Origin of the sequence: Psychrobacter sp. HII-4 (genome assembly GCF_904846595.1) — a bacterium.
In the GTDB taxonomy this organism is placed as follows: Bacteria; Pseudomonadota; Gammaproteobacteria; order Pseudomonadales; family Moraxellaceae; genus Psychrobacter; species Psychrobacter celer.
Genome location: NZ_CAJHBJ010000006.1, coordinates 77388 through 102261 on the forward strand (window position 1 = coordinate 77388; position 24874 = coordinate 102261).

Annotated in this window: 24 protein-coding genes; 15 read left to right on the forward strand and 9 right to left on the reverse strand. The window is 46.6% G+C overall.

Annotated features, from left to right (window positions below):
• Window positions 1-5: 5 nt before the first annotated feature.
• The gene (locus JMX98_RS05225) at window positions 6-368 is read left to right on the forward strand and encodes a septal ring lytic transglycosylase RlpA family protein (RefSeq protein WP_192994510.1); all 363 of its coding nucleotides are present in this window, start codon (window positions 6-8) and stop codon (window positions 366-368) included.
• A 215-nt stretch (window positions 369-583) separates the two neighbouring features.
• Here JMX98_RS05225 and JMX98_RS05230 read toward each other — a convergent pair whose 3' ends face one another.
• A complete protein-coding gene (locus JMX98_RS05230) occupies window positions 584-2605 on the reverse strand; it encodes an ATP-binding cassette domain-containing protein (RefSeq protein ID WP_201585102.1) in 2022 nt (673 codons plus the stop codon).
• Between the two features lie 173 nt (window positions 2606-2778).
• Entirely contained in the window at window positions 2779-2922 is a 144-nt protein-coding gene (locus JMX98_RS05235) for a hypothetical protein (protein ID WP_201585104.1), read from the reverse strand.
• Between the two features lie 203 nt (window positions 2923-3125).
• Here JMX98_RS05235 and erpA point away from each other — a divergent pair, with 203 nt between their 5' ends.
• From erpA to JMX98_RS05275, 8 genes are all read left to right on the forward strand, one after another.
• Window positions 3126-3506 (forward strand): iron-sulfur cluster insertion protein ErpA, encoded by a 381-nt coding sequence (erpA, locus tag JMX98_RS05240; RefSeq protein ID WP_105244487.1) that lies wholly within the window; start codon window positions 3126-3128, stop codon window positions 3504-3506.
• Between the two features lie 332 nt (window positions 3507-3838).
• Entirely contained in the window at window positions 3839-5413 is a 1575-nt protein-coding gene (gene gshA / locus JMX98_RS05245) for a glutamate--cysteine ligase (RefSeq protein WP_201585106.1), read from the forward strand.
• Between the two features lie 60 nt (window positions 5414-5473).
• Window positions 5474-5992, forward strand: coding sequence for a disulfide bond formation protein B (locus tag JMX98_RS05250; protein WP_192994504.1), 519 nt, complete (start codon window positions 5474-5476; stop codon window positions 5990-5992).
• Window positions 5993-6367: 375 nt separating this feature from the next.
• A complete protein-coding gene (locus tag JMX98_RS05255; protein WP_227680040.1) occupies window positions 6368-7006 on the forward strand; it encodes a copper resistance protein NlpE N-terminal domain-containing protein in 639 nt (212 codons plus the stop codon).
• Between the two features lie 275 nt (window positions 7007-7281).
• Window positions 7282-8766: a UDP-N-acetylmuramate:L-alanyl-gamma-D-glutamyl-meso-diaminopimelate ligase gene (gene mpl / locus JMX98_RS05260; RefSeq protein ID WP_201585108.1), complete on the forward strand. Its 1485-nt coding sequence runs from the start codon at window positions 7282-7284 to the stop codon at window positions 8764-8766.
• A gap of 390 nt (window positions 8767-9156) precedes the next feature.
• Window positions 9157-9411, forward strand: a complete 255-nt coding sequence (locus JMX98_RS05265; protein ID WP_198336133.1) for a GlsB/YeaQ/YmgE family stress response membrane protein — start codon at window positions 9157-9159, stop codon at window positions 9409-9411.
• Between the two features lie 269 nt (window positions 9412-9680).
• Window positions 9681-10235, forward strand: coding sequence for a peptide deformylase (def, locus tag JMX98_RS05270; protein ID WP_105244481.1), 555 nt, complete (start codon window positions 9681-9683; stop codon window positions 10233-10235).
• Window positions 10236-10283: 48 nt separating this feature from the next.
• Window positions 10284-11459 carry a type III PLP-dependent enzyme gene (locus JMX98_RS05275; RefSeq protein ID WP_201585153.1) on the forward strand — a complete coding sequence of 392 codons (1176 nt, stop codon included), beginning with the start codon at window positions 10284-10286 and terminating at the stop codon, window positions 11457-11459.
• 85 nt (window positions 11460-11544) lie between these two features.
• Here JMX98_RS05275 and JMX98_RS05280 read toward each other — a convergent pair whose 3' ends face one another.
• The 5 genes from JMX98_RS05280 to dnaJ all read right to left on the reverse strand — a co-directional run bounded on the left by JMX98_RS05280 (window position 11545) and on the right by dnaJ (window position 16428).
• The gene (locus JMX98_RS05280) at window positions 11545-12402 is read right to left on the reverse strand and encodes a hypothetical protein (RefSeq protein WP_201585110.1); all 858 of its coding nucleotides are present in this window, start codon (window positions 12400-12402) and stop codon (window positions 11545-11547) included.
• A complete protein-coding gene (locus JMX98_RS05285; protein WP_201585112.1) occupies window positions 12386-12883 on the reverse strand; it encodes a hypothetical protein in 498 nt (165 codons plus the stop codon). Before JMX98_RS05285 ends, JMX98_RS05280 begins: the two co-directional genes overlap by 17 nt.
• A complete protein-coding gene (locus JMX98_RS05290; protein ID WP_201585114.1) occupies window positions 12884-14233 on the reverse strand; it encodes an AAA family ATPase in 1350 nt (449 codons plus the stop codon).
• Window positions 14234-14258: 25 nt separating this feature from the next.
• On the reverse strand, window positions 14259-15107 hold the full coding sequence (dapB, locus tag JMX98_RS05295; RefSeq protein WP_201585116.1) for a 4-hydroxy-tetrahydrodipicolinate reductase: 849 nt from the start codon (window positions 15105-15107) through the stop codon (window positions 14259-14261).
• Window positions 15108-15300: 193 nt separating this feature from the next.
• Window positions 15301-16428, reverse strand: coding sequence for a molecular chaperone DnaJ (dnaJ, locus tag JMX98_RS05300; RefSeq protein ID WP_201585117.1), 1128 nt, complete (start codon window positions 16426-16428; stop codon window positions 15301-15303).
• A gap of 410 nt (window positions 16429-16838) precedes the next feature.
• Between dnaJ and JMX98_RS05305 the strand changes: the two genes are divergently transcribed.
• Window positions 16839-17489 (forward strand): DUF2939 domain-containing protein, encoded by a 651-nt coding sequence (locus tag JMX98_RS05305; protein ID WP_201585118.1) that lies wholly within the window; start codon window positions 16839-16841, stop codon window positions 17487-17489.
• A gap of 274 nt (window positions 17490-17763) precedes the next feature.
• On the opposite strand, the gene JMX98_RS05310 is transcribed toward JMX98_RS05305, so the two are convergent.
• Complete coding sequence (locus tag JMX98_RS05310; protein WP_201585119.1) at window positions 17764-18846, reverse strand: disulfide isomerase DsbC N-terminal domain-containing protein; 1083 nt, start codon at window positions 18844-18846, stop codon at window positions 17764-17766.
• A gap of 372 nt (window positions 18847-19218) precedes the next feature.
• Window positions 19219-19923: a pseudouridine synthase gene (locus JMX98_RS05315; RefSeq protein WP_201585120.1), complete on the reverse strand. Its 705-nt coding sequence runs from the start codon at window positions 19921-19923 to the stop codon at window positions 19219-19221.
• Window positions 19924-20083: 160 nt separating this feature from the next.
• On the opposite strand from JMX98_RS05315, the gene JMX98_RS05320 reads away from it, so the two are divergent.
• From JMX98_RS05320 to JMX98_RS05340, 5 genes are all read left to right on the forward strand, one after another.
• On the forward strand, window positions 20084-20677 hold the full coding sequence (locus tag JMX98_RS05320; RefSeq protein ID WP_201585121.1) for a YigZ family protein: 594 nt from the start codon (window positions 20084-20086) through the stop codon (window positions 20675-20677).
• A gap of 129 nt (window positions 20678-20806) precedes the next feature.
• Window positions 20807-21853, forward strand: a complete 1047-nt coding sequence (locus tag JMX98_RS05325) for a YheT family hydrolase (protein WP_201585122.1) — start codon at window positions 20807-20809, stop codon at window positions 21851-21853.
• A 111-nt stretch (window positions 21854-21964) separates the two neighbouring features.
• Window positions 21965-22507 carry an acyl-CoA thioesterase gene (locus JMX98_RS05330; RefSeq protein WP_201585124.1) on the forward strand — a complete coding sequence of 181 codons (543 nt, stop codon included), beginning with the start codon at window positions 21965-21967 and terminating at the stop codon, window positions 22505-22507.
• 708 nt (window positions 22508-23215) lie between these two features.
• On the forward strand, window positions 23216-24259 hold the full coding sequence (locus tag JMX98_RS05335) for an NAD(P)H-dependent flavin oxidoreductase (protein ID WP_201585126.1): 1044 nt from the start codon (window positions 23216-23218) through the stop codon (window positions 24257-24259).
• Between the two features lie 358 nt (window positions 24260-24617).
• Complete coding sequence (locus JMX98_RS05340; protein WP_201585128.1) at window positions 24618-24872, forward strand: DUF2798 domain-containing protein; 255 nt, start codon at window positions 24618-24620, stop codon at window positions 24870-24872.
• The last annotated feature ends 2 nt before the right edge of the window (window positions 24873-24874 follow it).

The window sequence follows — 24874 nt, forward strand, 5'->3', positions numbered from 1 at the left end:
ATTGAATGTCGTATTTAATCAAGTCTTTGGTTATCACCTTGTCACTGCTACTAAGCACCAGCGTTTTTGCAGGTAACACCAGTTATTATGGTAGCAAGTTTCACGGAAAGCGTACTGCCAGTGGCAGTATTTTTGATATGAATGCCTTGACCGCTGCGCATCGTACGCTGCCCTTCGGTACTAAGGTACAAGTGACCAATCAAAAGACAAAGCAAAGCGTGATCGTCAAAATCACGGATAGAGGGCCTTTTATACGAGGCCGTATTTTAGATTTGTCGAAAGCCGCTGCTGGTCAAATCAACTGCCAATTGTGCACCACTACCATGGAGATACTGTCTTATGGTGATGGTAAATACCGTAAAGAATAATGTGAAACAAAAGGGAGAGCCTATGCTCTCCCTTTTTTTATGTGTGGCGCTTTATCTATAGTCGATACACTCTAAAAATGTCATAGCGCCACTGGGATGCTATTTTTAAACGTAGGTTGCGCAGCCTCTGGGAACGCAGCACGCAAGTAAAATTTATACCAGTCGCGCGTTTCAATCCATAACAGTTTTACATTCAGCTGACTATAGGTACGGCTCTATTCAAAACCCGCTTCCATCTCTTCCAGCGTTGTCATGGCCAGCAGTAATTTTTCTTCATTAGCGCTTTGCTGCTGCTGTAGGGTGCTTTGCTCATCCAGCAGTTTTAGCAAGTCCGCTTTTCGGCTTTCTTCATACAGACTGGTATCGGCAAGCTTTTCTTCTATGGCTGTCAGCGCCGTTTCAGTCTTAGCCAATACTTTTTCGGTATCTTCAATCTCGCGGCGAACCGGTGCAGTCAGTTTACGCTGTTCCGCGGCCATTTTGCGCTGATCTTCTTTGCTCAAAGCAGGCGATGTAGGGTTATCTTTGGCTGCTGCAGTAGGCGCTGCTGTATTTGCTAGGCTATCGTATGTTTCACGTGAAACAAACTTTTTACTCTCTTTTTTGCTTTTTTTCTTGCCTGCTGCTTTGTCTGAGCTATTTTCTTGTTTGCGCTTCTCGCTCAGCCATTTTCCGTAGTCGCTGATATCACCATCGAACGCATCGATTTTCCCGTCATGCACCAAATATAGCTCATCACAGACATTGGCAATCAGCTCACGATCATGCGAGACCAGCACCACCGCTCCCTTAAAGCCTTGTAAGGCCAGGGTCAGCGCCTGACGCATTTGCAAGTCCAAATGGTTGGTCGGCTCATCGAGGACCAGCACGTTTGGACGCTGCCAGACAATCAAAGCCAGCGTCAGACGAGCGCGCTCGCCACCAGAGAACAGCTCACTTGGCGTATCGATACGATCACCACGAAAATCAAAGCTACCGAGAAACGAACGCAAATCGGCGTCTGATGTCTTACCAGCTAGGCGGCGCATCATCTGTAGCGGGGTGGCCGCCGCATCTAAAGCGTCCATTTGATGCTGGTTAAAGTAGCCAAGTTTTAAGGTATCGGACACGCGGTAAGTGCCTGACAAAATCTTCAGCTCGCCGACCAAGGCTTTAATCAAGGTCGACTTACCGGCGCCATTCATACCCAGTAGCCCAAGACGCGTATCAGGCGTGACCTGCACATTGGCGTTACGAAGCAAAGGCGTATCGCTATAGCCAATATCGGCGTGTGTCATCTCAATCAGCGGCGAGCTCATATTGGCTGGCTCATAAAAGCGAAAAGAGAATGGGTTGTCCGCTATCATCGGCGACAGCTCTGCCATACGCTCAAGCTGCTTGATACGGCTTTGTGCCTGTTTCGCTTTACTGGCTTTGGCACGGAAACGACGAATAAAGTCATCCAAGTGGGCGCGAGTCGCTTGCTGTTTTTCAAACGCTTGCTGCTGCTGCGCCATGCGCTCGTGACGGGTGCGAATGAACTGTTGATAATTACCGGTATAAAGGGTGATTTTTTGCTGCTCGACATGCAAGATATGACCGACGGTAGCATCCAAAAACGCTTGGTCATGCGAGATGACGATGACCAGTCCAGTATAAGCATTGATCCAAGTCTCAAGCCATAGAATGGCATCTAAGTCCAAATGGTTGGTCGGCTCATCGAGCAGCATCAAATCAGCGCGGCTCATCAAGGTTTTGGCGAGGTTTAAGCGCATGCGCCAGCCACCCGAAAACCCTGAGACAGGCAGCTCGTGCTGACTGGTATTAAACCCAAGGCCTGCCATGATTTGTGCCGCTTTGGTCGGTGTACGGTAGCCATCGATTTCATCGAACTGCTGATGCAACACCCCAATTTGCTCATCACTGACAGCGCTTAAATCACTGAGCGCGGCATTAATCTCGTACCACTGCTCATCACCGCTCAACACGTAATCAATCGCCGTCTGATCACTGGCTCCGACCTCCTGCGCCATGTGCGCCACCTGCCAACTATCAGGGATACTCACCTCGCCTTTGTCCAGCGTGACCTCGGTGTCCCCCGTACCCATTTGCGTAAGCAGTAGCGCAAACAAGGTAGATTTGCCGGTGCCATTATTGCCCGTTAGGCCGACTTTATGACCGGGATGGAGCTGAAAGCTTGCCCCTGCAAACAACTCTCGACCATCACGGCGTACGCTTACGTCTTTAAATTCGATCATATAATCTCTTCATCTCAACAATAATATAAAACTCAAGGCAATAAAAAACACACGTCTGGCATGTTTACTGGCGGCTATTATTTCAAACGCCTCACCGATAGGCAAACGATTAAATCACTATTTTAAAAGCAAATCTTGATTGCTATGAGGGCTATCATCGCTAAACAGAATCTCTAAACGGGGTCGGTAAACATAGTCGCCTCGGTGAAGTCGTACGGCAGCATCGCAAAGGCAGTTTTGTTTATTAATAGCGCATAACCAAGCGTCGCTCTTGACAAACGAATCAACACCCCCATTATGATATACTGCGATACCATAAGTGCCCGTGGCCGAGCATGTATTTAGCGCGTGAGTGATGACACTCGTATTATAATGATAACGAGGATTGATAACGCGCGCATCGCTTTGCCATAATGACAGCATTCCATTGAATCAAACGCCGTGCGTATCTTTTTTTGCATGACTGTGCTTGCAAACCCAAACAGGACGACAGCCTTTGATCCTAGTAACTGAGGTAGATATGAACGAATCAGCCAATCAATTTAACCCAAGCGCCGCCCAGCCTGTAGACCCAACGGTTTTAAACCTAACGGACAGCGCCGCTCAAAAAGTGCGCCGCCTGCGCGAAGAAGAAGGCGATGACACCTTGATGCTGCGCGTCTATGTCACCGGTGGCGGCTGCTCAGGATTTTCTTATGGCTTTAATTTTGCCAATGACCTAAACGAAGACGACGCCAATTTTGATAATGGCGATGTGACCTTGGTCGTCGACTCGATGAGCTATCAATACCTGCAAGGCTCTACCGTTGACTACACCGAGGGCTTAGAGGGGGCGCGTTTTATCGTGACCAACCCCAACGCCACCACGACGTGTGGCTGCGGCTCGTCATTCTCTATCTAAATGACGCTTTTTTGCGGTTTGAAAACGACGGTCCAAGCACCTATGGATAAGGCTTCTATCTTATCTATAGGTGCTTTTTCGTCTCGTGCCTGCCCATTCGCTAAATGGGCAGTAAACCAGACTGCTTTTTTCTGTGATTTGTGTGTCAATTTTTTTAGTAAAACCAGCCAAAACCGCCTTGGATAAAGCTTATCGTATTTGTAATTGTCCGTGGTTTTCAGGACTGCTTTGAGCTAAACTGACCAAATTCTTTATCCTTATATTTACCTCTTTTATGGTCAAACGCCCGTCGTGTTTTGGTCTGCCATAATCAATAACAATAGATGCCTATTATGAGTAATTTTGCGAGTAGCTTTGTGAACTTTGAAATCCCCAATTGGTTTGACCATCAGCATCTGACTGGGATGCTCCGCGGTATCGAAAAAGAAGGCTTGCGTGTTAAACCTGATGGTTTTTTGGCACAAACCCCGCATCCAGCCAAACTGGGCTCCAAACTTACTCATCCGTTTATTACCACAGATTACTCAGAAAGTCTGCTTGAGCTGATCACTGACCCAAAAACCTCTCCCAAAGAAACCTTAAACATGCTGCGCCAGCTGCATTTGCTGGTTTATCAAGGTATGCCTGAGGGTGAGCTGATGTGGCCGTTATCCATGCCGTGCATGCTGTCATCAAACGATGAAGATATTCCGCTGGCCGACTATGGCAGCTCTAATACGGGCAAGTTAAAAACACTGTATCGCAGCGGGCTTGGTATCCGCTATGGTCGCCGTATGCAGACCATCGCAGGCTTGCATTATAATTTGTCGTTTGGTGATGATTTGTTTGCGGCTTGGCAAGCAAAGACGCCAGCGGCGCAAAATCTGACGCTGACGGAGTTTAAAAACGATAAGTATCTTGGACTGATCCGTAATTTTAAGCGCCTAACCAGCTTGGTGCTGTATCTATTGGGAGCCAGCCCCAGCGTTTGTCCGTGTTTTTTGGCGGGGCGCGAGCATGACCTAGAGCGCCTCAATGACTCGACCTACTACAGACCTACCGCCACCAGCCTACGGATGGGCAAACTTGGCTATACCAACAGCGTACAAGAGCAGCTCGACATCCGCTACAACAACTTGCCTGAGTATATCAAAGGATTGCGCCGCGCGATTCAGACGCCGCATGAGAGCTTTAAAAAACTGGGTTTGGATGATGCAGACGGCAATCCTATTCAGATTAACAATCATATTTTACAAATAGAAAACGAGTACTATAGTCCTATTCGCCCCAAACAAATCGCCATGAGCGGTGAGACGCCAACCGAGGCACTAGAGCGCCGCGGTATCGCCTATGTCGAGTTTCGCGCCATCGATCTCGACCCGTATAGCGATGTCGGTATCCGTCTCTCTAGCGCTTGTTTTTTAGAAGTCATGGCGCTGTACTGTCTGCTAAATGACTCGCCTGACTTGCTCCCTGAGGAAGAAGAAGCGCTGGCAATCAACCTTGAGCGCGTGGTAAACGAAGGTCGCCGCGAGGGCTTGCACATCATCAATAATGGCGAAGAGCAATCGCTTGAGAGCTGGATGCTTATGCATTTAGATCGTATGCAACCACTTGCCGAGCTATTTGACGCGCACTACGGTGGCAATGACTACCGAGCAGCCGTGGCCTTGATGCAAGGCAAAGCCAGTCATCCAGAATCGACGATTTCGGCGCAAGTCAATGCCGATAGCAAACGCTTGGGCAGCTTATGGCAACTTGGCTTTACCTTGGCAGAGCAGCATCGTGACGCGTTGTTGCAGCAGACCTTGAGCCCCAACGCCCAAGCCAAATATGAGGTATTGGCAGAAAAGTCTATTTTGCAACAAGCAGAGATTGAGTCTGCCGAGACAGAAGACTTTATGGACTTTTTACAACAATACCGCTAGCAACCAACTTAACCACTGGTTTGATACCTTAGACAACGACCTAATAAGAGTGACTGTCCCATGCTACCGCTGACCACCTACCGCAATCTACAAGTATTTTTGGTCGTTATGGCCGTGATAGGCATGAGCTTTGCGCTGTTCTTTTTGCAGCGCTATATGGGGTTTACCCCTTGCCCGCTTTGTATTTTTCAGCGTATCGGGCTGATTGTGATGGGCGTGTTTGCCCTGATGGCGGCTTTATTTCACCCCAAATCTATGGCGGTGCGTCTGGTATTATGGCTAGGTAGCTTGGTGGGTATTGGCTGGTCGACTGTGGTGGCAGGCCGTCACGTCTGGCTACAGCACCTACCTGCTGATCAAGTGCCTTCTTGTGGTCCGGGGCTAGACTACTGGCTAGATACCTTACCTATTTTGCAGGTGTTTAAAGAAGTTTTTGCAGGCTCTGGTGAGTGCGCCGCTATCGACTGGACGTTTATGGGACTGAGCATCCCTGAGCAGTCTTTGATTTTGTTTAGCCTATTGCTGGTCGTCCACGGTTTGGTGTTGTGGCGTATCGTACGTCCTATCGCCTCTAAATAGTCCTCTTTATCCCCATATTATCCCCATGCCATACCGATACGCCTATCGGTATGGCATAATTCTATAAAAATAACCAATAACAAAAACGCTACAAAGATATTCTAAACCTTTGATATCTTGTCACAGCTTATTCTATTTGCTGATAAGCAGACCTGCGTGACATACGCCGCTTTAAAGAATTGCCAAGCGATTGAACGCTGTTTATCTACCTCAAAACCAACGATGAGTCACATGATAATCGCCTCATAAAAATCATGGTTTTTGATGGTTTGTCTGGTTTTTTCATTACTTCTCGATTTTGACAATACCCTGAACTTGCCGATATGATAGGCAGTCTTTTCAGATGTTGTTTAAAAAACTGTTTTTGGTGTGACCATGATATACCGTGCGCCTAGTTGCTCTTTTAATGTATCGACGATCAGACGCTTTCATCGTCTGCTCTTAGGTATACCGCTTTGCGTGTTGGTGATTGGCTGCGATAGCGCCTCTTCTAATACCAATAAAGAAGTGAGTACTAAGGTTGCGCCGGTCAATAACGCTGCAGACAGCAGCCCATCTACCGTCGATCTGGCAGACAGCCTATCTAAATCTAAGGCTGATGCCGACGAGCTCGACGCCGTAGAAGGTCGCTCACTGATCATGGCAGCGCAATCAACTGCCGATAGCAGCATTGACACTGTAGATAGGGATGGAGGCACCGCCAATTATGGCTCGCTACAAGCCACGTTAATAGGCGACTACGGCGGTATGGTGCCCTGCTCTTTTTGTGACAGTATCGATATCACCCTAAACCTATTTGCCGATGGCTCCGTCCTAAAAACCAGTCTGTATAAAAACCCTTCCCAGCCCAAAGTCCCGACGATTGAGTCTGGCATTTATCGTCAAGATAACGACCTCATTACCATCGTTTATGAGCAAGAAAACATAGAGACCTACCGTATTCAAGACAATCATCTGATATTGATGGACAATGACGAACAGCTCGATGATGATTATGTTTTATCGCGTAAATAGCGTATCCGTTTGTTGCTGACTCATGCCTGTTATGATAAAGCCTCAATACTGCGCCTACCCATTAGGTGTTTTTTATTGGTCATCGAACGACGTTTACTTTACAATGAATCCCACTCTTGGGCACCAAACGTTTGCACATTCACCCTTGCAGACGAACTCTAATCAGCAAGTCTAGACAGCAAGGTTCAGCCAGTCAGTTTGCCCCGATAGACCTTATGTCTTTGGGTCTACCGGCTTGAGAGTCCACTTTTTACTTCAGCACGTACGGAACGTCTATGCATATTCATATCCTTGGCATTTGTGGTACTTTTATGGGATCGCTGGCATTGCTGGCGCGGGCGCTTGGGCACAAGGTTACCGGCTCCGACGCCAATGTCTATCCGCCGATGTCGACCCAACTACAAAATGCCGGCGTCGTCATCGAAGAAGGATACCTGATCGAGCATTTACAGCCGGCGCCAGACTTAGTGGTGGTAGGCAATGCCATGAAACGCGGTATGGATGTCATCGAGTACCTGCTAAACGAAGGACTGCGCTACACCTCAGGTCCGCAGTTTTTGTCTGAGCAAGTATTGCAGTCTCGTCACGTCATCGCGGTAGCCGGTACGCACGGCAAGACCACGACCACGACGATGCTCGCTTGGATACTGCACTATGCTGGTATCGATGCAGGGTTTTTGATCGGCGGCGTGCCACTGGTCGATACGCCTGATACGCACTTGCAGCAAGTGTTTGCCCACAGCAGCTATCTTGGTGCAGACAAACTTACAGCGAATAAAGACAGTGAGGATAAAAACGGCGGCTATTTTGTCATCGAAGCCGATGAGTATGACTCTGCATTCTTTGATAAGCGCTCTAAGTTTGTCCATTATCGTCCGCGTACGGCTATCTTAAACAACCTTGAGTTTGATCATGCCGATATCTTTGCCGATCTCAATGCGATTCAAACGCAGTTCCATCATATGGTGCGCATGATTCCTAGTACGGGTAAAATCATCATGCCTGCCGCCACAGCCAGCCTAGAGGACACCTTGGCAAAAGGTGTCTGGACGCCCGTCTGGCGCACCGCGATTGATGATACAACTATCACTGCCTCAGACAGCGTCACGGATGGTAGTGACTGGCATGCTAAGCTATTAACCGCTGACGGTAGTCGTTTTCAGCTCAGCTATCCTGCCGATAACGCAGCAGCGATTGTAGAGTGGTCGATGAGCGGTATGCATAATGTCAACAATGCCCTCGTCGCAGTCGCCGCCGCCTACGATGTGGGCGTGAGTGTAGAGACCGCATGTGCTGCTCTATCAGACTTTGCAGGTATCAAGCGCCGTATGGAACTGATTGGTAATGTCGATGATATCTTGGTTTTCGATGACTTTGCCCATCATCCAACTGCGATCACCACTACCTTAGACGGTGCCAAAAAGAAGCTGGCGGACCGACGCATTTGGGCCATCATCGAGCCGCGTAGCAACACCATGAAGATGGGCATTCATCAAGAAAGCCTTGCACAGTCAGCGGCGCTAGCCGACGATACGCTCTGGTATGAGCCGTCTGGGCTGGAGTGGGGGCTTAAAGAAGTTATTGATACCGCGATGGCCGAGGATAGTACCATTGGTCATCAGCAAGTACTTTGTAGTATTGAGGGTATTATTGAGCATCTCTGTGCGTATGCGCAGTCAGGTGATGCCATCGTCATTATGTCTAATGGCGGCTTTGAAGGAATTCATCAGCGACTACTCACCGCCCTGCGCAAGCGATAGGCTCAGCACACAAGTCAAATTGATACCAGTAGCGCGTTTAAACGTATATCACCGTTTTATTGTCAATTGGCTATATCTGATTTATTGTATTTAACACTGTTATAAGCCGCCTATCACCTGCGCCGTTTATAGATGATAAACGGCGCTTTTTCGTCTGATGTTTATCGTTTTTTGCTTCAGCACATATCTTCGCCACCCGTTAGCGACTTTACTACCTTTGTAACCTTCCGTTTACCTATTTCATCTGCTTGATAGCAAACAGCGGTTTTTCCTCACATAGCCCATACACAGATAACATTTTGTGCTTACTATTCAATCCTTAGAATGACTACAATAAATTCATCAAAGCACATCACACAATTATAAATGATAAAAAATTAGGAGAATAATATGAGCTTTATTTGGATGATTATCGTCGGTTTGGTTGCAGGGTTATTGGCACGTGCTATCAAGCCAGGTAGCGATCCCATGGGCTGGATTATGACGATTGTATTAGGTATCGTCGGGGCGATGCTCGGTGGCTTTATTGCAGGGCTTATCGGTATCGATGCTGACGGCGGCTTTATAGGTCTTATCTTCTCTGTCATTGGTGCCATCATCTTACTGTTCTTGTATGAGATGATTGTCACTAAGCGCCGCGTATAAGAAACGCATCTTAGCTAATTTGGTACAGATAACTTGATAAAACTGCATTGATAAAAAAGATAGTTTTGAGCAAAATCAATCAAGCAAAACTCATCGAGCAAAAGTATGTATCTTACCCAAAAGCCTTGCGATTAGCAGGGCTTTTGTATGTACCGGCATAAATTCTAATGCCCGCGAACATAAGGGGAAAGTATTGATAAGCATTACTTTTGTCCCCATTTACCTTATAATATATACCCTACTTTATCCTTAGCATTGAGGTAAGCATTATGGCATTACTCCCTATTTTAAACTATCCAGATCCGCGCTTGCGTACGATCGCTGAGCCTGTCAAGGAAGTGACTGCTGAAATCAAAACCTTGATCGCCGATATGATTGAAACCATGTATGATGCCCAAGGTATCGGTTTGGCAGCCAGTCAAGTGGATCGCCATATTCAGCTAATCGTCATGGATTTATCTGAAGATAAAAGCCAGCCGCGCGTGTTTATCAACCCAAAAGTGACGCCACTGGTTGAAGAAAAACAACCGTACGAAGAAGGCTGTCTATCAGTGCCAGATGTCTATGACAAAGTCGAGCGTCCGACCAAGGTTCGCATCGAAGCCCTAGACGAAAACGGCGACAAGATAGACGAAGAGGTCGAAGGCCTGCTCGCAGTATGTATCCAGCACGAAATGGACCACTTAAATGGGGTCATTTTTGTCGATTATTTGTCTCGTCTCAAGCAAACAAGAGCACGCGATAAAGTACGTAAAGTAATCAAAATCCGCGAAAAACAAGGCGCACATGCTGCTGAACAACAGCCGCAAACCACTAACGCATAAGCCAAGCATATTTGCTATTCGCTTTTACCAAAGGTTTTTTATATGACGATGATCAAAATTGACCAATATTTTGACTCTGCCGCTTGGCAGAAATTTACCAAAGCCGCTGAAGGTCGCGAAACCCCATTTTTGGTGGTGGATCTTAGTCGTATCAAAGCCAAGTATCATGAGATGGTCAGTCTGTTTCCAAAAGCAAAAATCCACTATGCCATGAAGGCCAGCCCAGCGGTTGAAGTCATCGATCTATTGGCAGAGCTGGGTTCAAACTTTGACTGTGCTTCCATCTATGAGCTGGACCGCGTGCTTAATTGCGGCGTTGAACCATCGCGCATTTCTTATGGTAACACCATCAAAAAAGCCGACCATGTTAAGTATGCTTTTGATAAAGGCATCGAGCTATATGCGACTGATTCAGAAGCCGATCTTAAAAATATCGCCAAACATGCACCGGGTTCTAAAGTGTTTGTACGCATCTTAGTACAAGGGTCAGAAACCGCTGAATGGCCGCTGTCGCGCAAGTTTGGTTGCCATCCCAATATGGCGATTGATCTACTCATTCAGGCACGTGAGCTGGGTGTGGTGCCTTATGGCATCTCGTTCCATGTCGGCAGCCAGCAAAAAGACGTGGCCGCTTGGGATGATGCATTAGCCAAAGTTAAATATATGTTTGACTGGATGAAGAACGAAGAAGGCATCAAGCTACAGATGATCAATCTAGGTGGCGGCTTCCCAACCAACTATATCAGCGAAGTCAATCCTATTAAGGTCTATGCAGAAGAGATTACCAGCTATTTGACTGATGATTATAATGATGACGAGATGCCTGAGATTATTTTAGAACCAGGCCGTTCACTCGTCGGTGGTTCTGGTGTCTTGGTCAGTGATGTGGTACTAATCTCTCGTAAGTCAGACACTGATTTGGCGCGCTGGGTATATACGGATGTTGGTTTATTCCAAGGCTTGATCGAGACGCTAGGCGAAGCCATCAAATATCCTGTGTATACGCCAAAAATGGAAACGTCAACAAGCGAAGGCACCGTAGTACTGGCAGGCCCGACGTGCGACTCAACCGACATCATGTACGAAGAAGCGGGCTATCAGCTACCAGAAGAGCTGGAGATTGGCGATAAAATCTATTGGCTGACCACGGGCGCTTATACCAACTCGTATTCTTCAGTCGAGTTTAATGGCTTTCCGCCGCTTGAAGTAGTTTATATTGACTAGTCTTTACGACTACTATCTATAGAGAAGCGCGGTGCTATGAATAACAGCACCGCGCTTTTTTGTATTTAGCCATTTGCGTAATGAGCTATTGAACCAACAACTCAATCGGTACCGTGTTAGTGCTCTTGACCGTTCGACTGCTGCTATTGACTGAGCGTTGTGAAATCTCACCGATCGTCACCCATTGTCCGCGCGGCACAATGATTGTACTGTTCAGACTTTGACTTTGAATGCTATTACTGCTCGTGCCGTACCTATTGTAGGATGAGTTGGATCGCGCCAGTCGCTCTTCAACTTGTGACAACCTCACTTCGACTTGACCATTCGGTAGTAGACGCGGTGTGACAGCAATGCCTTGCGTCGTTGGCAGTAGTACCCGCTGCTGAATAATAATCTGCGCGTTTGGCTGACGGTCAATGGGATAATGATAATTCGGTTGAATAGTGGCACGATAGTTCTGCGTCAATGAATAGAGCGTGCCTGTACTGATACTAGCGGCGCTGCCAGACAGCGTTTGTACTTGATACAAGCTACTACCTTGTTGCTGGCGGTTATATTGATTGATTACGCCTGCACCTTGGATACCGCGACTGGTAATAATAACCTGACCCTGCCGAGTATTATCCTGAACGCTGCTGCTATTGCCAACACGCACAGCGACTGTGAGCGCTTGTGGCTGACGGTCAATCTGCGTGAGTAGCTGCTGTATCATTTGATAATTGCGGGGTGTTGTTATTAGTACTAGCTTACCTTGGTAGATGCTGACGGTGCCGCCATCAGCGCTACTATTGAGTTGTTGCCTTACTGTTGGCAGGAGCGTGGCACCGCCGTAAGTGTCAATCACATAGGTTTGAGAAACAGCAGCGATAGCCGAAGTGCTCAGTATAATACTTGCGGCTGTAACCAGTAATGGCGTTGTTAATTTTTTAACAAGAGCGTCCATAAGCAGTTAAATCCGAGTCAAGTGACCAAATAAACACTTCTACGTGTGTGCGCCTGTTTGCTTTGTTCTTGGCCTGAATATCTTCATACTCTTTGATAATAGACAAGTCTGTCAAACTCATACCTTCATTGGGTTTATGAGGTGTTTTGTTCTGTCCTGCTTTATCGACAAACTCAGTAATCCACTTCTGCCATTCCAACTTCAATTCAAAATTACTTATCTCAAATGGTAAATCACCATTAAATGTCTTTTGCATCATATCAACAAATCTTGTAGCAGCTTGTCGACGCATGGTCCCATCACCATTTTGGCTAATATGATTACCAACCTCGACCGCTACTACGAATGGTATGATAAATCGACAATCCGATTCTATATAAGTTTTAAAATCGGCCATGACATTGTTTTTTTCGTTGTTTCGATTAGGTACATCTAAAATATTCAGTAAAATAGTCGTATCCAATATGCAAATGTCTGTCATTTAATCAGCTCCTTGTAGCTGATTAAGCCAACTGAGCGCTTGCTGTTTACGTTGCTCACTGGTTGTTGGATGCTTGATAAAACGTTCAACGATACCTTGAGTCACTAAGTCGCCAAGCGTTCCTTGAGCTACTAGGCCCAGATAGTCATCTAAGTCACCCAATCTAACCAACTTACTATCACCCTCTTTCGGATCTCTATAGCAAAAGACAACATCCGCCAGCGCCTCGTCAGGTAATGCATCCATCAATGCAGGGTTGTGCGTTGATAACAATAGATTTATATTGCGTTCTTCTGCATACTGACGCATTAAGCTCAATATTTCATGTGCACGTGTAGGGTGAATACTGTTGTCAATCTCTTCGATGATTGCCGTTGACCCTTCTGGCACAGACAGTAGTGCTGCTGCTATGCCTAATACTTTTAGAGTACCGTCTGATAGTAAATCCATTGTACGTTCATTATCAACACCACCAAAGCTTTCTACTAGAGCGAATTCTATACGATCACGATGGTCTTTATAAAATTTGATATCTGTAATATCTTGTTCCGGTAGACTTTGGACTAATAATAATAACTTATCTTTCTTTTTTTTCTCTTCACAAATACCGTATAAAACGCCTGCGATATTAGAGCCGTTTGGTCTTAAGCTGCTATCTGAAATACTATCAATGCGCATGTTATTCGGTATAAAATCGAAGAAGAAAGATTGTTGTAGAAACTTTCGGATATCGTAAAAGTCAACCCATGCCTTATTTTTATTCTCATGAAGATGGTCTAATATAGCTATATTTTTATCAACCATAAGAAATTCAGATATATCGCTATTCTTATTTTTATGAATAGTAATATGATTATCTATGTCAGAGCTGCGAAAGTTCTCCAATCCATTATTACGTTTTGCAATTTTGTTTACTTCATCTATTAAATCCGTAGTAAGAAATTTTGAGATCTTATCAAAGTAAGGTGGCTTTAGAGATTTTAATACAAATATTTTATTTTCTTGTGAACGTATAACTTCACTCTTGAGCTCTATACTATTCGAGCTAACGTTAAAGACACCTTCATATTCTATATCTTCGTTTTGAAATATTAAGGCAAATCGTTCCATTGAATTAAACGCTAAATCTTTAATACTGCCTCGAACGACTTTATCACTATCATTAACTCTATTTTTGAGTGTCGATAAACGCTCACCACCAGCGACCCAACTTAAAAAGCGAAATGCCTCGATAGCGTTACTTTTGCCTGACGCATTCGCCCCTATCAATAGAGTCAAAGGTGATAAAGGTAAGGTTGCATCTTTATAGCTTTTAAAATTTTTGATGGTAATACTGGCATTGTTTTCCATAACAACCTCACTCACGTTAAATGGTCTAATACTGGTCATTCAGACCCAGTACATCTTGCATATTATATTGCCCAGCGCCCTGCTCAATTACCCAAGTTGCGGCGCGTACTGCACCAGCGGCAAAGGTCATACGTGCACGGGCGCGGTGGGTAATCTCGACCACTTCACCATCAGCGATAAACATCACCGTATGATCACCGATGATCTCACCGCCGCGTATCGCATGAATGCCAATGCTACCCGCTTCGCGCTCGCCGGTCTGCCCTTCACGGCCATAGACAGCGACGTCTTTTAATCTCTGTCCGCGCGCGTCGGCCACTGCTTCTGCCATCATGTAGGCGGTGCCCGATGGTGCATCGATTTTGTGCTTATGATGGGCTTCGATGACCTCAACATCGGCGTCATCACCAAAGGCTTTGGCTGCCATACCGAGCAGCTTTAGCGATAAATTAACGCCCGTTGAATAGTTGCCTGCGTAGACGATAGCGATTTGCTCGCTGGCAGTTTTTAGCACTTGCTCTTGCTGCTCATTAAAACCTGTGGTGCCGATCACCATCGCAACGTCATTTGCCGCACAAACTTGCATGTTTTGCTCAGTGGCATCGGGCAAGCTAAAATCAATCAGCACATCGATGTCATGAATCACTGCCTTTAAATCATCGACGATTTGCACCTCTAAATGCCCAATCGCCGCGACCTCGCCCGCATCTGCACCGACAAGGCTTGAGCCTTGACGTTCAATCGCGGCGCTCAGTGTCGTTTGTGGGTTGTCTTGTACCGCTTCGATGAGCATGCGCCCCATACGGCCACCAGCACCGATGACGCCGACTTTGATGGTTTGTTCTTGCGTTTGTTTTTTGGTTTGTTGAGTCATGTTTTGTCCTAGATATTTATGTTTTTAGCACGGTGTTGCTTATAGATCATTTATCCTAAGTTTAGCAAATATCCCTGCATGGGTGGTTTTTTATACACCCATTAAAAACCCCTAGCGTTTCACGTGAAACACTAGGGGTCTGTTATTGATTCATTAAGCCACATGCGTGATCAACGTGATGAAAACCCTTTGATCAATCAAATAGATCGCCGATCTTTTTAAAGAAAGATTTTTTGTGCGGCGACTGCTGATGCTTGCTATCACCATCTAGTGTGTCTTGGAATTGACGCAATAGGTCTTTTTGCTCACGCGTTAGGTTCACGGGCGTCTCAATGACCACACGGCAGATCAGATCACCTTTCATGGTAGTGCGTACTGGCGTTACACCTTTACCGCGCACGCGTAATAGCTTGCCACTTTGCGTACCTTCAGCGACCTTGATTTTGACTTTACCATCCAAGGTTGGGATTTCCACTTCTTTACCCAAAGCGGCATCAGTGATGCTGACGGGCACGTCCATATACAGATCCGCGCCTTGGCGAGTAAAGACGTCATGAGGTTTGACGCGTACCTCGACATACAGGTCGCCATTTTGTACGCCAGCGCCACCCGCTTCGCCTTCACCTGCGAGACGAACTCGGTCGCCATCATCGACGCCGGCTGGGATAGAGACTTCAAGCGTGCGTGACTTGTCCTTGACGCCGTTACCATGACAGTCAGGGCATGGGTTTTTGATTTGCTTACCTGAGCCGCCACACTGCGGGCAGGACTGCTGTACAGCAAAAAAGCCTTGCTGCATACGTACTTGGCCTTGACCATGACACATCTCACACGTCACCACGTCAGAGGCGTCTTTTGCGCCTTTACCGTCACAAGTGTCGCAAGGCGCAGGCGCGGTAAAGCTGATTTCTTTTTTAGTACCGCGTACCGCTTCTTCGAGGGTGAGCTCGATCACATAACGCAAGTCCGAGCCGCGACGTGAGCGACCACCGCCGCCGCGCGACTGACCAAAGATATCGCCAAAATTGCCAAAGATATCACCGAAGATGTCTTGGAAGTTGCCGCCGCCACCAAAACCGCCGCCGCCCATGCCGTTTTCAAACGCCGCATGACCCATACGATCATAGGCTGAGCGCTTTTCTTCATCGCTCAACACCTCATACGCCATCGATGCTTCTTTGAACTTTTCTTCGGCATCAGGGTCATCAGAGTTGCGATCTGGATGGTATTTCATAGCCAGCTTGCGGTAGGCTCGCTTAATTTCTTTGCTGTCAGCGGTTTTACTGATACCTAATACTTCATAAAAATCGCGCTTACTCATGGGCTCTCCTATCGTCTTCGCAGGGCCGCCGATCGATCGATTCATCAACCCATAGAAATTATCGTCTGTTGCTATTCAGACTCGCAATGCTGTTTCACATGAAACATGGCGAGACAATAAAAAGCAAAGAAGAGAATCATCTGAATCGTACAAGCGAATGCGGCGGGGTGCTGCTTAGCCAAATCAATTATTAAAAGTTTGCGCTATTTATGGAGATGGCAAGGTGATTTATCAAGCGCATTAGAGGCGAAATTGTCGGACAGAAGATGATGGGCTCCCAAAACAGAGTTCGTTAAGAATAGCACAAAGGTTTTTATACCTTTTTGGCAGGCCTTCATGCTAGTATTTATCGCCATATTCGTACGCATTTAAATTTAGGCTTTTAGATTGGCGATAAGGTAGTATTTTTTATGAAAAAGCTGTTGGTTTTATTGATCGTCATTGCGGTGACAGTTTATGCAGGCTCGCCTTACTACAGTGCCTATCAGCTCAAAAACGCCTATGATGCCAACGACGGTGCGGCGATTGCGGCCGCCATCGACTACGAGCAAGTCAGGCCAAGCTTACAAACCCAGCTCACCAATCAATTTGCGACCACCATACGCAGCTACCCGTTGGTGGCCGAGCTCGGCGGCGAGCCATTAATACAAGCGGCCAACACCTTTATCATAAAGGCCGTCAATGGTGCCATTACCGCACAAAACATCGAAACCGTCATCAACACCCAAGGTCAAGCCAATACCGCGACCAAAGAGCTGGCAGCGGCTTGGGCTATTGCAAGCAATCAAGTCGATCTAAAATATCTCATACAAGATCTCATCATTCAGCGCGGCGATGTCAATGCAGTGGTCAAAAACCAAATGCAACAGATCATGGACAAACAAGCGGCTGAACTTGAACAACAAGCCACGCAAGGCTCTGACAGTGACCAACCAACCTTAAGCTACTGCGGTATCGATTGCTTTACCATTAGTGGACAAGTCAAAGGCTATCCACTCACTATCGAGATGCAGCGTCAGGGTCTGATTGATTGGAAAATCGTCGATGTGGTGTTACCTTAAAGGGCGTGCCATGAGTACTGTCCATAGCTACTGGACTTATTAAGCTCTACTGACATTAATTTTCCTTGTTTGCTGTGCCTGCGCCGACAGAGACTACGCAAAATTTACGTCAGTAGCGCCCTATCTAATTTATATACAGACCTCTATAAAAAACTCTCTGACTCTAAACTAATTCGCATAAAAAGCGCGCTATAAGTCGATGATTTATAGCGCGCTTTGGATTGTAGCCGTCTAAATACTCAAAGCCACTTAACAGCCACTTAAGAGCAAATAATTACTCTACGCCCAAAAACTCTAAAAACTCAGGGTTCTCAAAGCTAGCTTGGTAAAGGACACCGTCTTCACGATATATCGCAGGGGTCGCCATCACCGCAAGCCCTGCCGCTTTTTCGCGGTTAGGAGTCACATGATCGACCTGACAACTGGCTGGGGCAGACGTTATCTCACCCTGTAGCATGGCTCGATCCAAAGCTGTGCGACGGCTATCAACATCTTCCTGGCACCAGACGGCACGCATTTGCTCAGGGGATTCTTCGTATATCGGATAACCGATGGTTTTTACCGTTACACCCTTCGCATTCAGCATCGGCAATTGCTGATGAAATCTTCTGCAATATGGACAATTGACATCAGTGGCGACATAGATGATTGCCCTTTCAGGAGCGGTGGCAGGATAATGAATCAGTTGGTTGTCATCTAAACTCGTAAAAACAGACTGGTTCTTTATTTTTTCAAAGTCATCATCCAAACCCATGAACTGACCATTCTCAATCACTGAAATCTCGCCATCGGTGATGTACTGCGCATCATCTGACAGCAAAAAAGGCACGCCTTCTAATGTAGCACCCCAAATCACGCCCGGCACTGCTGTATAAAAGAACGGTGTCTTGGCACTCATGTTTTTCAATGCATCCATATTGGCGAGGATAGCGGACTTAACGCTAGCACTGGCAGGCTTACCAACTTGCGTACTGCTACTACGCGCGGGAGTTGTAGTCACTACTCGCTGACTTGGGTTTTTTTGTAGCTCACCCTGAATCACATATTTGCCATCTTCGGTAATATGCAGGGGCAGTTGTCCTACTAAGTTGACCTGATACATATTGGGAAGTTTGGAGGGCACAATAGAGTCAATTTGCGTTTTGATACCCGCTTGGGTCAGCAGTTGCCGCAACTGACTATCTATAGACTCTTTGACGGTGCCCTTCGCTTGCGTGCCATGTGCTTGCGTGATTTGAGTCGCTTGTGGGCTGGTGTCACTCTTGACAGCGTCCGTAGCGTCAGACTGCGCGCAAGCGGTGGTGGCCCATAACATAGCGGTAATCAAGCTAGCAGATTTTAATACAGATAGTTTCACAGAAGGCATCCTATTTATTACAACCTATTGGTTTCTTTGGTCAATTGATTTTAATAAAATAACTATATTATATAAATATGTATATTAAAGTAATCACAAGACTTTAGCACAAAGAATGATGTTGCAAAGCTTTAAGCGGTCAATTTTGCAAAACTGCTACTCAACTTTAAGAGATAGGCAACACAGACAGCTCCATAAAAAATTATGGCAAACTGCAGACCAAAAAAAGCAGCCTACTTTATAAAAGTGACTGCTATAAGTAACTGCTTTATATTTATCAACTATTTAACATAGATACTGTTTTAACATAGATACTGTTTTAACATAGTTACTGTTTAATGCTTAGATACTATTTGTTGATGCCTAAAAACATTAAAACTTCTCAACTTCCTCGGGAGTCAAAAAGCGACTATCGCCCTTCTCTAAGCCCTCTAACGTGATATGACCGATGCTAGCGCGATGCAGCTCTGTGACCCTGTTGCCAAAGTAACCCATCATACGTTTCACTTGATGATACTTACCTTGCTCTAGCGTTAGACGCGCATGGGTCTCATCGATAAACTCAAGGATAGCCGGTTTGGTCGGCTCATAATCGCCTTCTAGCAAGATACCTTCAGCGACCTTTTTTATCGCATTTTGTTGTGCGTCTTCATCCATAGGATCAGCCAACGTCAGCTCATAGACTTTGGCATGTTCGTGCTTAGGACTGGTAACGCGGTGCATCCAACCACCATCATCGCTTATCAGTAGCGCACCTGTGGTATCGACATCGAGGCGTCCTGCGATACGTAAGCTGCCCAGCTCAGGTACGGCAATCAACTCGGTGACAATGGGATACTCCTTGACCTTTAAGGTACATTCAAAGCCCTCAGGCTTATGCAATAAAATATAACGATTGCCCGTCGCCACCGATAAAGGCTCGCCTGCCCACATGACATCATCATTGACGATATCGACATGTAAGCCGGGGTCTTTAATCACAGCGTCATTGACCGTCACTTCACCCGCGTGCAGAATCTTTTTGGACTCTTTACGCGACAGCTCCGTGGCCTTACTAATAAATTTATCTAAACGCATACTATTTGCTACCTTTGATATTATGAGGTTTTGTTATAGTGAAATAAAAGTACAGGGCACGCCAAATATAGAAAATAGTGGCAGCCGTATTTATGAGTCAAGTTTAACATATCCCACCCAAACTAAGGTTGTTCATCAAAAGGCATATCATAAAAACAATATGAGCTATCAAACGCTAAAACGTGCGGTCAGCGCTCGCCTGCACATCAAAAAATCCGACTTTATTGCTTACGCTTATCCCGTGACTACGCGTGAGCAAGCGATGTTTCACGTGGAACAACTGCGCGAGCAATATCCTGATGCGCGCCATTGGTGCTGGGCCTATATCATCGGCGACCCTGATAACACGACTAGTGCAGGGTTCGACGACGATGGCGAGCCTAGCGGTACCGCAGGACGACCCATATTGAATGTCTTGCAGCACAAGTCTATCGGCAATGTCATCATTATAGTGGTGCGTTATTTTGGCGGTATCAAGCTCGGTGCGGGCGGTCTCACTCGCGCTTATGCCGGATCAGCGCAAGCGGCAGTCGATGAGATGGTATTGCTACCTTATGTGCCGCTAACCCAAGTGCAGATACTCGCCACCTTCGCTACCGAAGCGCAGTGTCGCTACGTGATAGAAGATTTGAATGGCCAGATTGATGATGTGACTTATAGCAAGCAAGTGACGCTGACTGTCACCCTTGCCGAGGCGGATATTGAGACGTTAAAAGCGCGTCTAGTAATGGATGGGCGGGTGTTAGACGAATGAGTATTGCAGCAACTTATTATTTTGAGTAACCAACCGTTCACTGAAAATGATTGGTTTTGAGCGCAGCTATCGGTATGATTCATTCATATTTTCTCCCCACTTACTCTCTGCTACCAAAAGATACCGATTATGCTGACTGCCAATTTACCCAAAGACTTCAAGCCTGCCCCTTTTAAGCCACCGTTTTGGCTGACCAACCCACATCTGCAAAGTATCTTACCCAAGTTTTTTGCCCCCAAAACGCCCACTTATCGGCGTGTGATCAAACAAGACTCACTGGGTGAAACCGATATCGCTTATGACTTCTACGATGCGCATCCTATAAACGCGAATACTGATGACGCGCTAGAAAAAACACCACTCATCGTGCTATTTCATGGCATGGAAGGCAGCAGTGATAGTCATTACGCACGGGCTTTGGCCTATCAGATACATGCGCAAGGCTGGCATTTCGTCGTCGCGCACTTCCGTAGCTGCGGCGGTATCCCGGCCAATGGGCGGGTGTTTTATAATGCAGGTGACACCGAAGAGCTGCATCATATGTTAGAGAACTTGCAAGCGCATTATGCTCATATTTATGCGGTTGGCGTATCGCTTGGCGGCAACGCGCTCGCCAAATATTTGGGTGAATATGGTGATAAAGCACTCTGCAAAGGTGCCGCCGTTATCTCAGCTCCTGTCGATATGTCCTCAGCGGCGCTTAGTATGCACAGTTTTTTGAGCCATCGCATTTATACGCCATATCTACTCAACCCCATTATCAAAAAAGCACTGGCCAACGATATCACCAAGGAAGAGATTGACTCCATCAAAGCCGTCAATCGTATCAGCGACTTTGATCATATCTTTACCGCGCCGCGTCATGGCTACCGCTCAAACAATCACTATTACTATAGTGCCTCCGCTCTGCCGCACCTTATCAATGTCACCCGCCCACTATTGCTCATCAGCGCCAAAGACGATCCTTTCTTGGGCTTTACCGCCACAGAAAATGACGTATCAGACACTGTCACTATCTTGGACACCGAGCACGGCGGGCACGTGGGCTTTATTCGTTATCGCACGAGCAAAGACAAATCGACGCCTCTGTATACACAGTCCCGATTTGATATCAATTGGTTACCCGAAACCGTCTGTGCGTACTTTAAACACATTGGCGTGCCCTCTGCGGCGTGATAATCGAGCGGGCGGCATTTTATCGTATCCCGCCAGCGTTACCTTTTACCTGACTCCCTGTCTTTTGAGACTACTGGTCTTTTAAGACTACTGACCCTTTGAGACTGTCCTATGTATCCATTTATTCGTTATGCCAGCACCATCGCGCATGCTGCGCTACAAGCAAAAAGAGGCCATACCTTAACGTTTAAAGATACCAGCGAAATCCATTTTCGCTGTCGTCTGTCAGATATCGACAACTTCCTTGAGATGAATAATGGCCGCGTCCTCACTCTGTATGACTTGGGTCGTACGGACTTTGCAGTACGAAGCGGGCTGGGTCGTCAGCTGCTCAAGCAGCGTTGGGGCTTGGTGGTCGCTGGCAGTACCATCCAATACCGCAAGCGTATTCGCGCCTTTGATAAAGTCACGCTCAAGACCACAGTGGTGGGGTTTGATGAGCGCTGGATCTATATCGAGCAGTCAATGTGGGTCAAGGGCAAACCCTGCTCCTCCGCCCTACTGCGTACTGGCGTCACCGAAGGCGGCAAGGTAATAAAAACCGCGCGCATCCTAGAGGTGATGGGACAATCAGACTGGCAGCTACCGCCGACAGGCTACGTGGCAGAGTGGATCATCAGTGATGCCGATCGTCCATGGCCACCGCAAGCATAGCGCCCAGATAGACAATCCTCAATAAAACGGGCATGCAAGATACTCTGTATGACATGGTGTTACGTGGTGCCACCTGCTACTGGTGTTTATGTTGCGTAGCATCTGTCGGCGTCAGCACAGCACGCAAGACAAAGAAATACCAATCGCGCGATAACTGTTTGTGAATATTCAACACCTTCTTAACTATATCTAAGCGGTAGCGTAAGTCACCATAGAGTAACCTTATGACTACTATTTGCCAACACGACATTATATAAATAAGTATAGTAAGTGCTATAGTGATATCTAATCATAGATTACTACTCAACATCGTCCATAAGAAGAATAACATGGCAAATAATACGGACTATCGCACGGACTACGTGGGCACGTTATTTGATAACGCAGAGTCCAACCGAGGTTTAAAATCTGACCTTTTTTTGCATTAAGCTTTATGTTTTATATCGTTTTTTCTTGAGCTTGTTTGACGACGATTTACGGTGCCTCTGCTATCCTTATTTAGCAACTAAATAAGCACTATCTCACCCACCGAGCACCCAGCTTTGCTACAGTAAGTCATGCTATCTCATAACCACACCACCAAAAAAGCCGAAATGGCCGAGCAAACGAGCGCAGTTACTTTATTAGGTGGCTGGCTAGGTAGCTGGACGATTTGCCGCCATTTATCGTGCTTTTTTGGTTTAGTATAAAATCAACAGGAGACCCGTCATGTCCTTACTAGATACTCTGCAGTTGACCCATCCAATCATCCAAGCACCAATGGCAGGAGCGACTACGCCTGAGCTGGCGCTGACAGTGAGTGATTTTGGTGGGCTTGGCTCATTGGGTGCTGGCACCACATCGCCTGAGGTGTTAAACGAGCAAATCAATACCATCAAATCGCGCACCGACCGTCCTTTTATGATTAATTTAATGGTGTTGTCTGAGCATGAGTCTAATACCTTTACTAGCGACATTCCTGCTTGGTTAGACGAATATTATCAAAAAAACCAGATAGACATCTCATTGCCTGAGCGACCAGCGCTGAGGTTTGCAGACCAGTTACAAGTGCTCTATGACAACCCCGTGCCTGTCGCTAGCTTTACCTTTGGTATTATCAGTGCCGAGCAAGTTCAGCGTCTGCAACGTGTCGGCACGCGCGTCATCGGTACGGCAAACCATCCATTAGAAGCGAAAGCATGGAGCGAGATTGGGGCAGACGCAGTTTGTGTACAAGGAGCAGAAGCTGGCGGTCATCGCGGTGGTTGGTTGCCACAAAGTGAAACCGATCCTCTAGGATTATTGACGCTGATTAGCCAAACGCGCGCGTGCACAGATATTCCGTTGATTGCCGCAGGTGGCATTATGACGGGACAGGATATCAAGGCAGTACAAGCGGCAGGAGCCGAACTTGCGCAAATGGGAACGGCATTTTTGACCACAGATCAATGCGGTATTAATGATACGTATAAACAAGCGCTCATTGATGCCAGTCAAGGGTTACGCAGTACTGAGACGCGCTTGACCAGATTGTTCTCAGGCAAGCTTGCACGTGGTTTATTAAACGATTATTTGCGTGATTTTGCTCAATTTGAGTGTGTAGATGCGCTACCGCCCTACCCGCAACTCAATGCCATGACCAAGTTTATGCGGGCGGATGCAGCCAAGCGTTTGGACGCCGAGCATCTGTCGTTATGGGCAGGGCAAGGAGTGGCGCAGGTCAGACAAGAAAGCACAATTGCATTATTAGAGCGCCTCATAGCAGTAGGATAAGTGTAATCAGTGCCGCTAGGCTTTGTCGTGAATCGCTCGCACTGATAGTTAATTCACTTTAAAGACGATACAGTGCCGCTGGTATGAATTTTGCGCCGCATCTGTCAGCGTAGACACAGCAAGCGAGGAAAATTTATACCAGTTGCCCACTCATATGAGCACATCGATTTTATTTCGAACGGACTTATTACAAATAATGTTTTTTATGGCGCACACTCATTACGATATAACGAACTTGGTCATTAGTAACAACGATTTTACCCACATTTGAACACGCGATATAATCTGCTAAAAATTCAGTGTCGTAGCGTCATCGCGTTTTTGACTGTTATCGACATCGCGTAGGACACCCAACACTATGACAAACTTTCCTATCATCAGAATACGCACACGGCGCAAATACTACCGTCTGATATTTACCGGCCTGATGGCATTACTGATGTCGCTTATTATCTCAACTGCCCTATTACTAGTAAAAGTTGGCTTGGTCGATGGCTTTTTTGGCGAGCTACTACACTCTTGGGGGTTGGCCTTTGTTTTTGCATGGCCAAGTGCGTATATCTGCGCTTACTTTATCCAAGAGCACGTGCTGAGCCGTATTGAGTTTTATTAGTT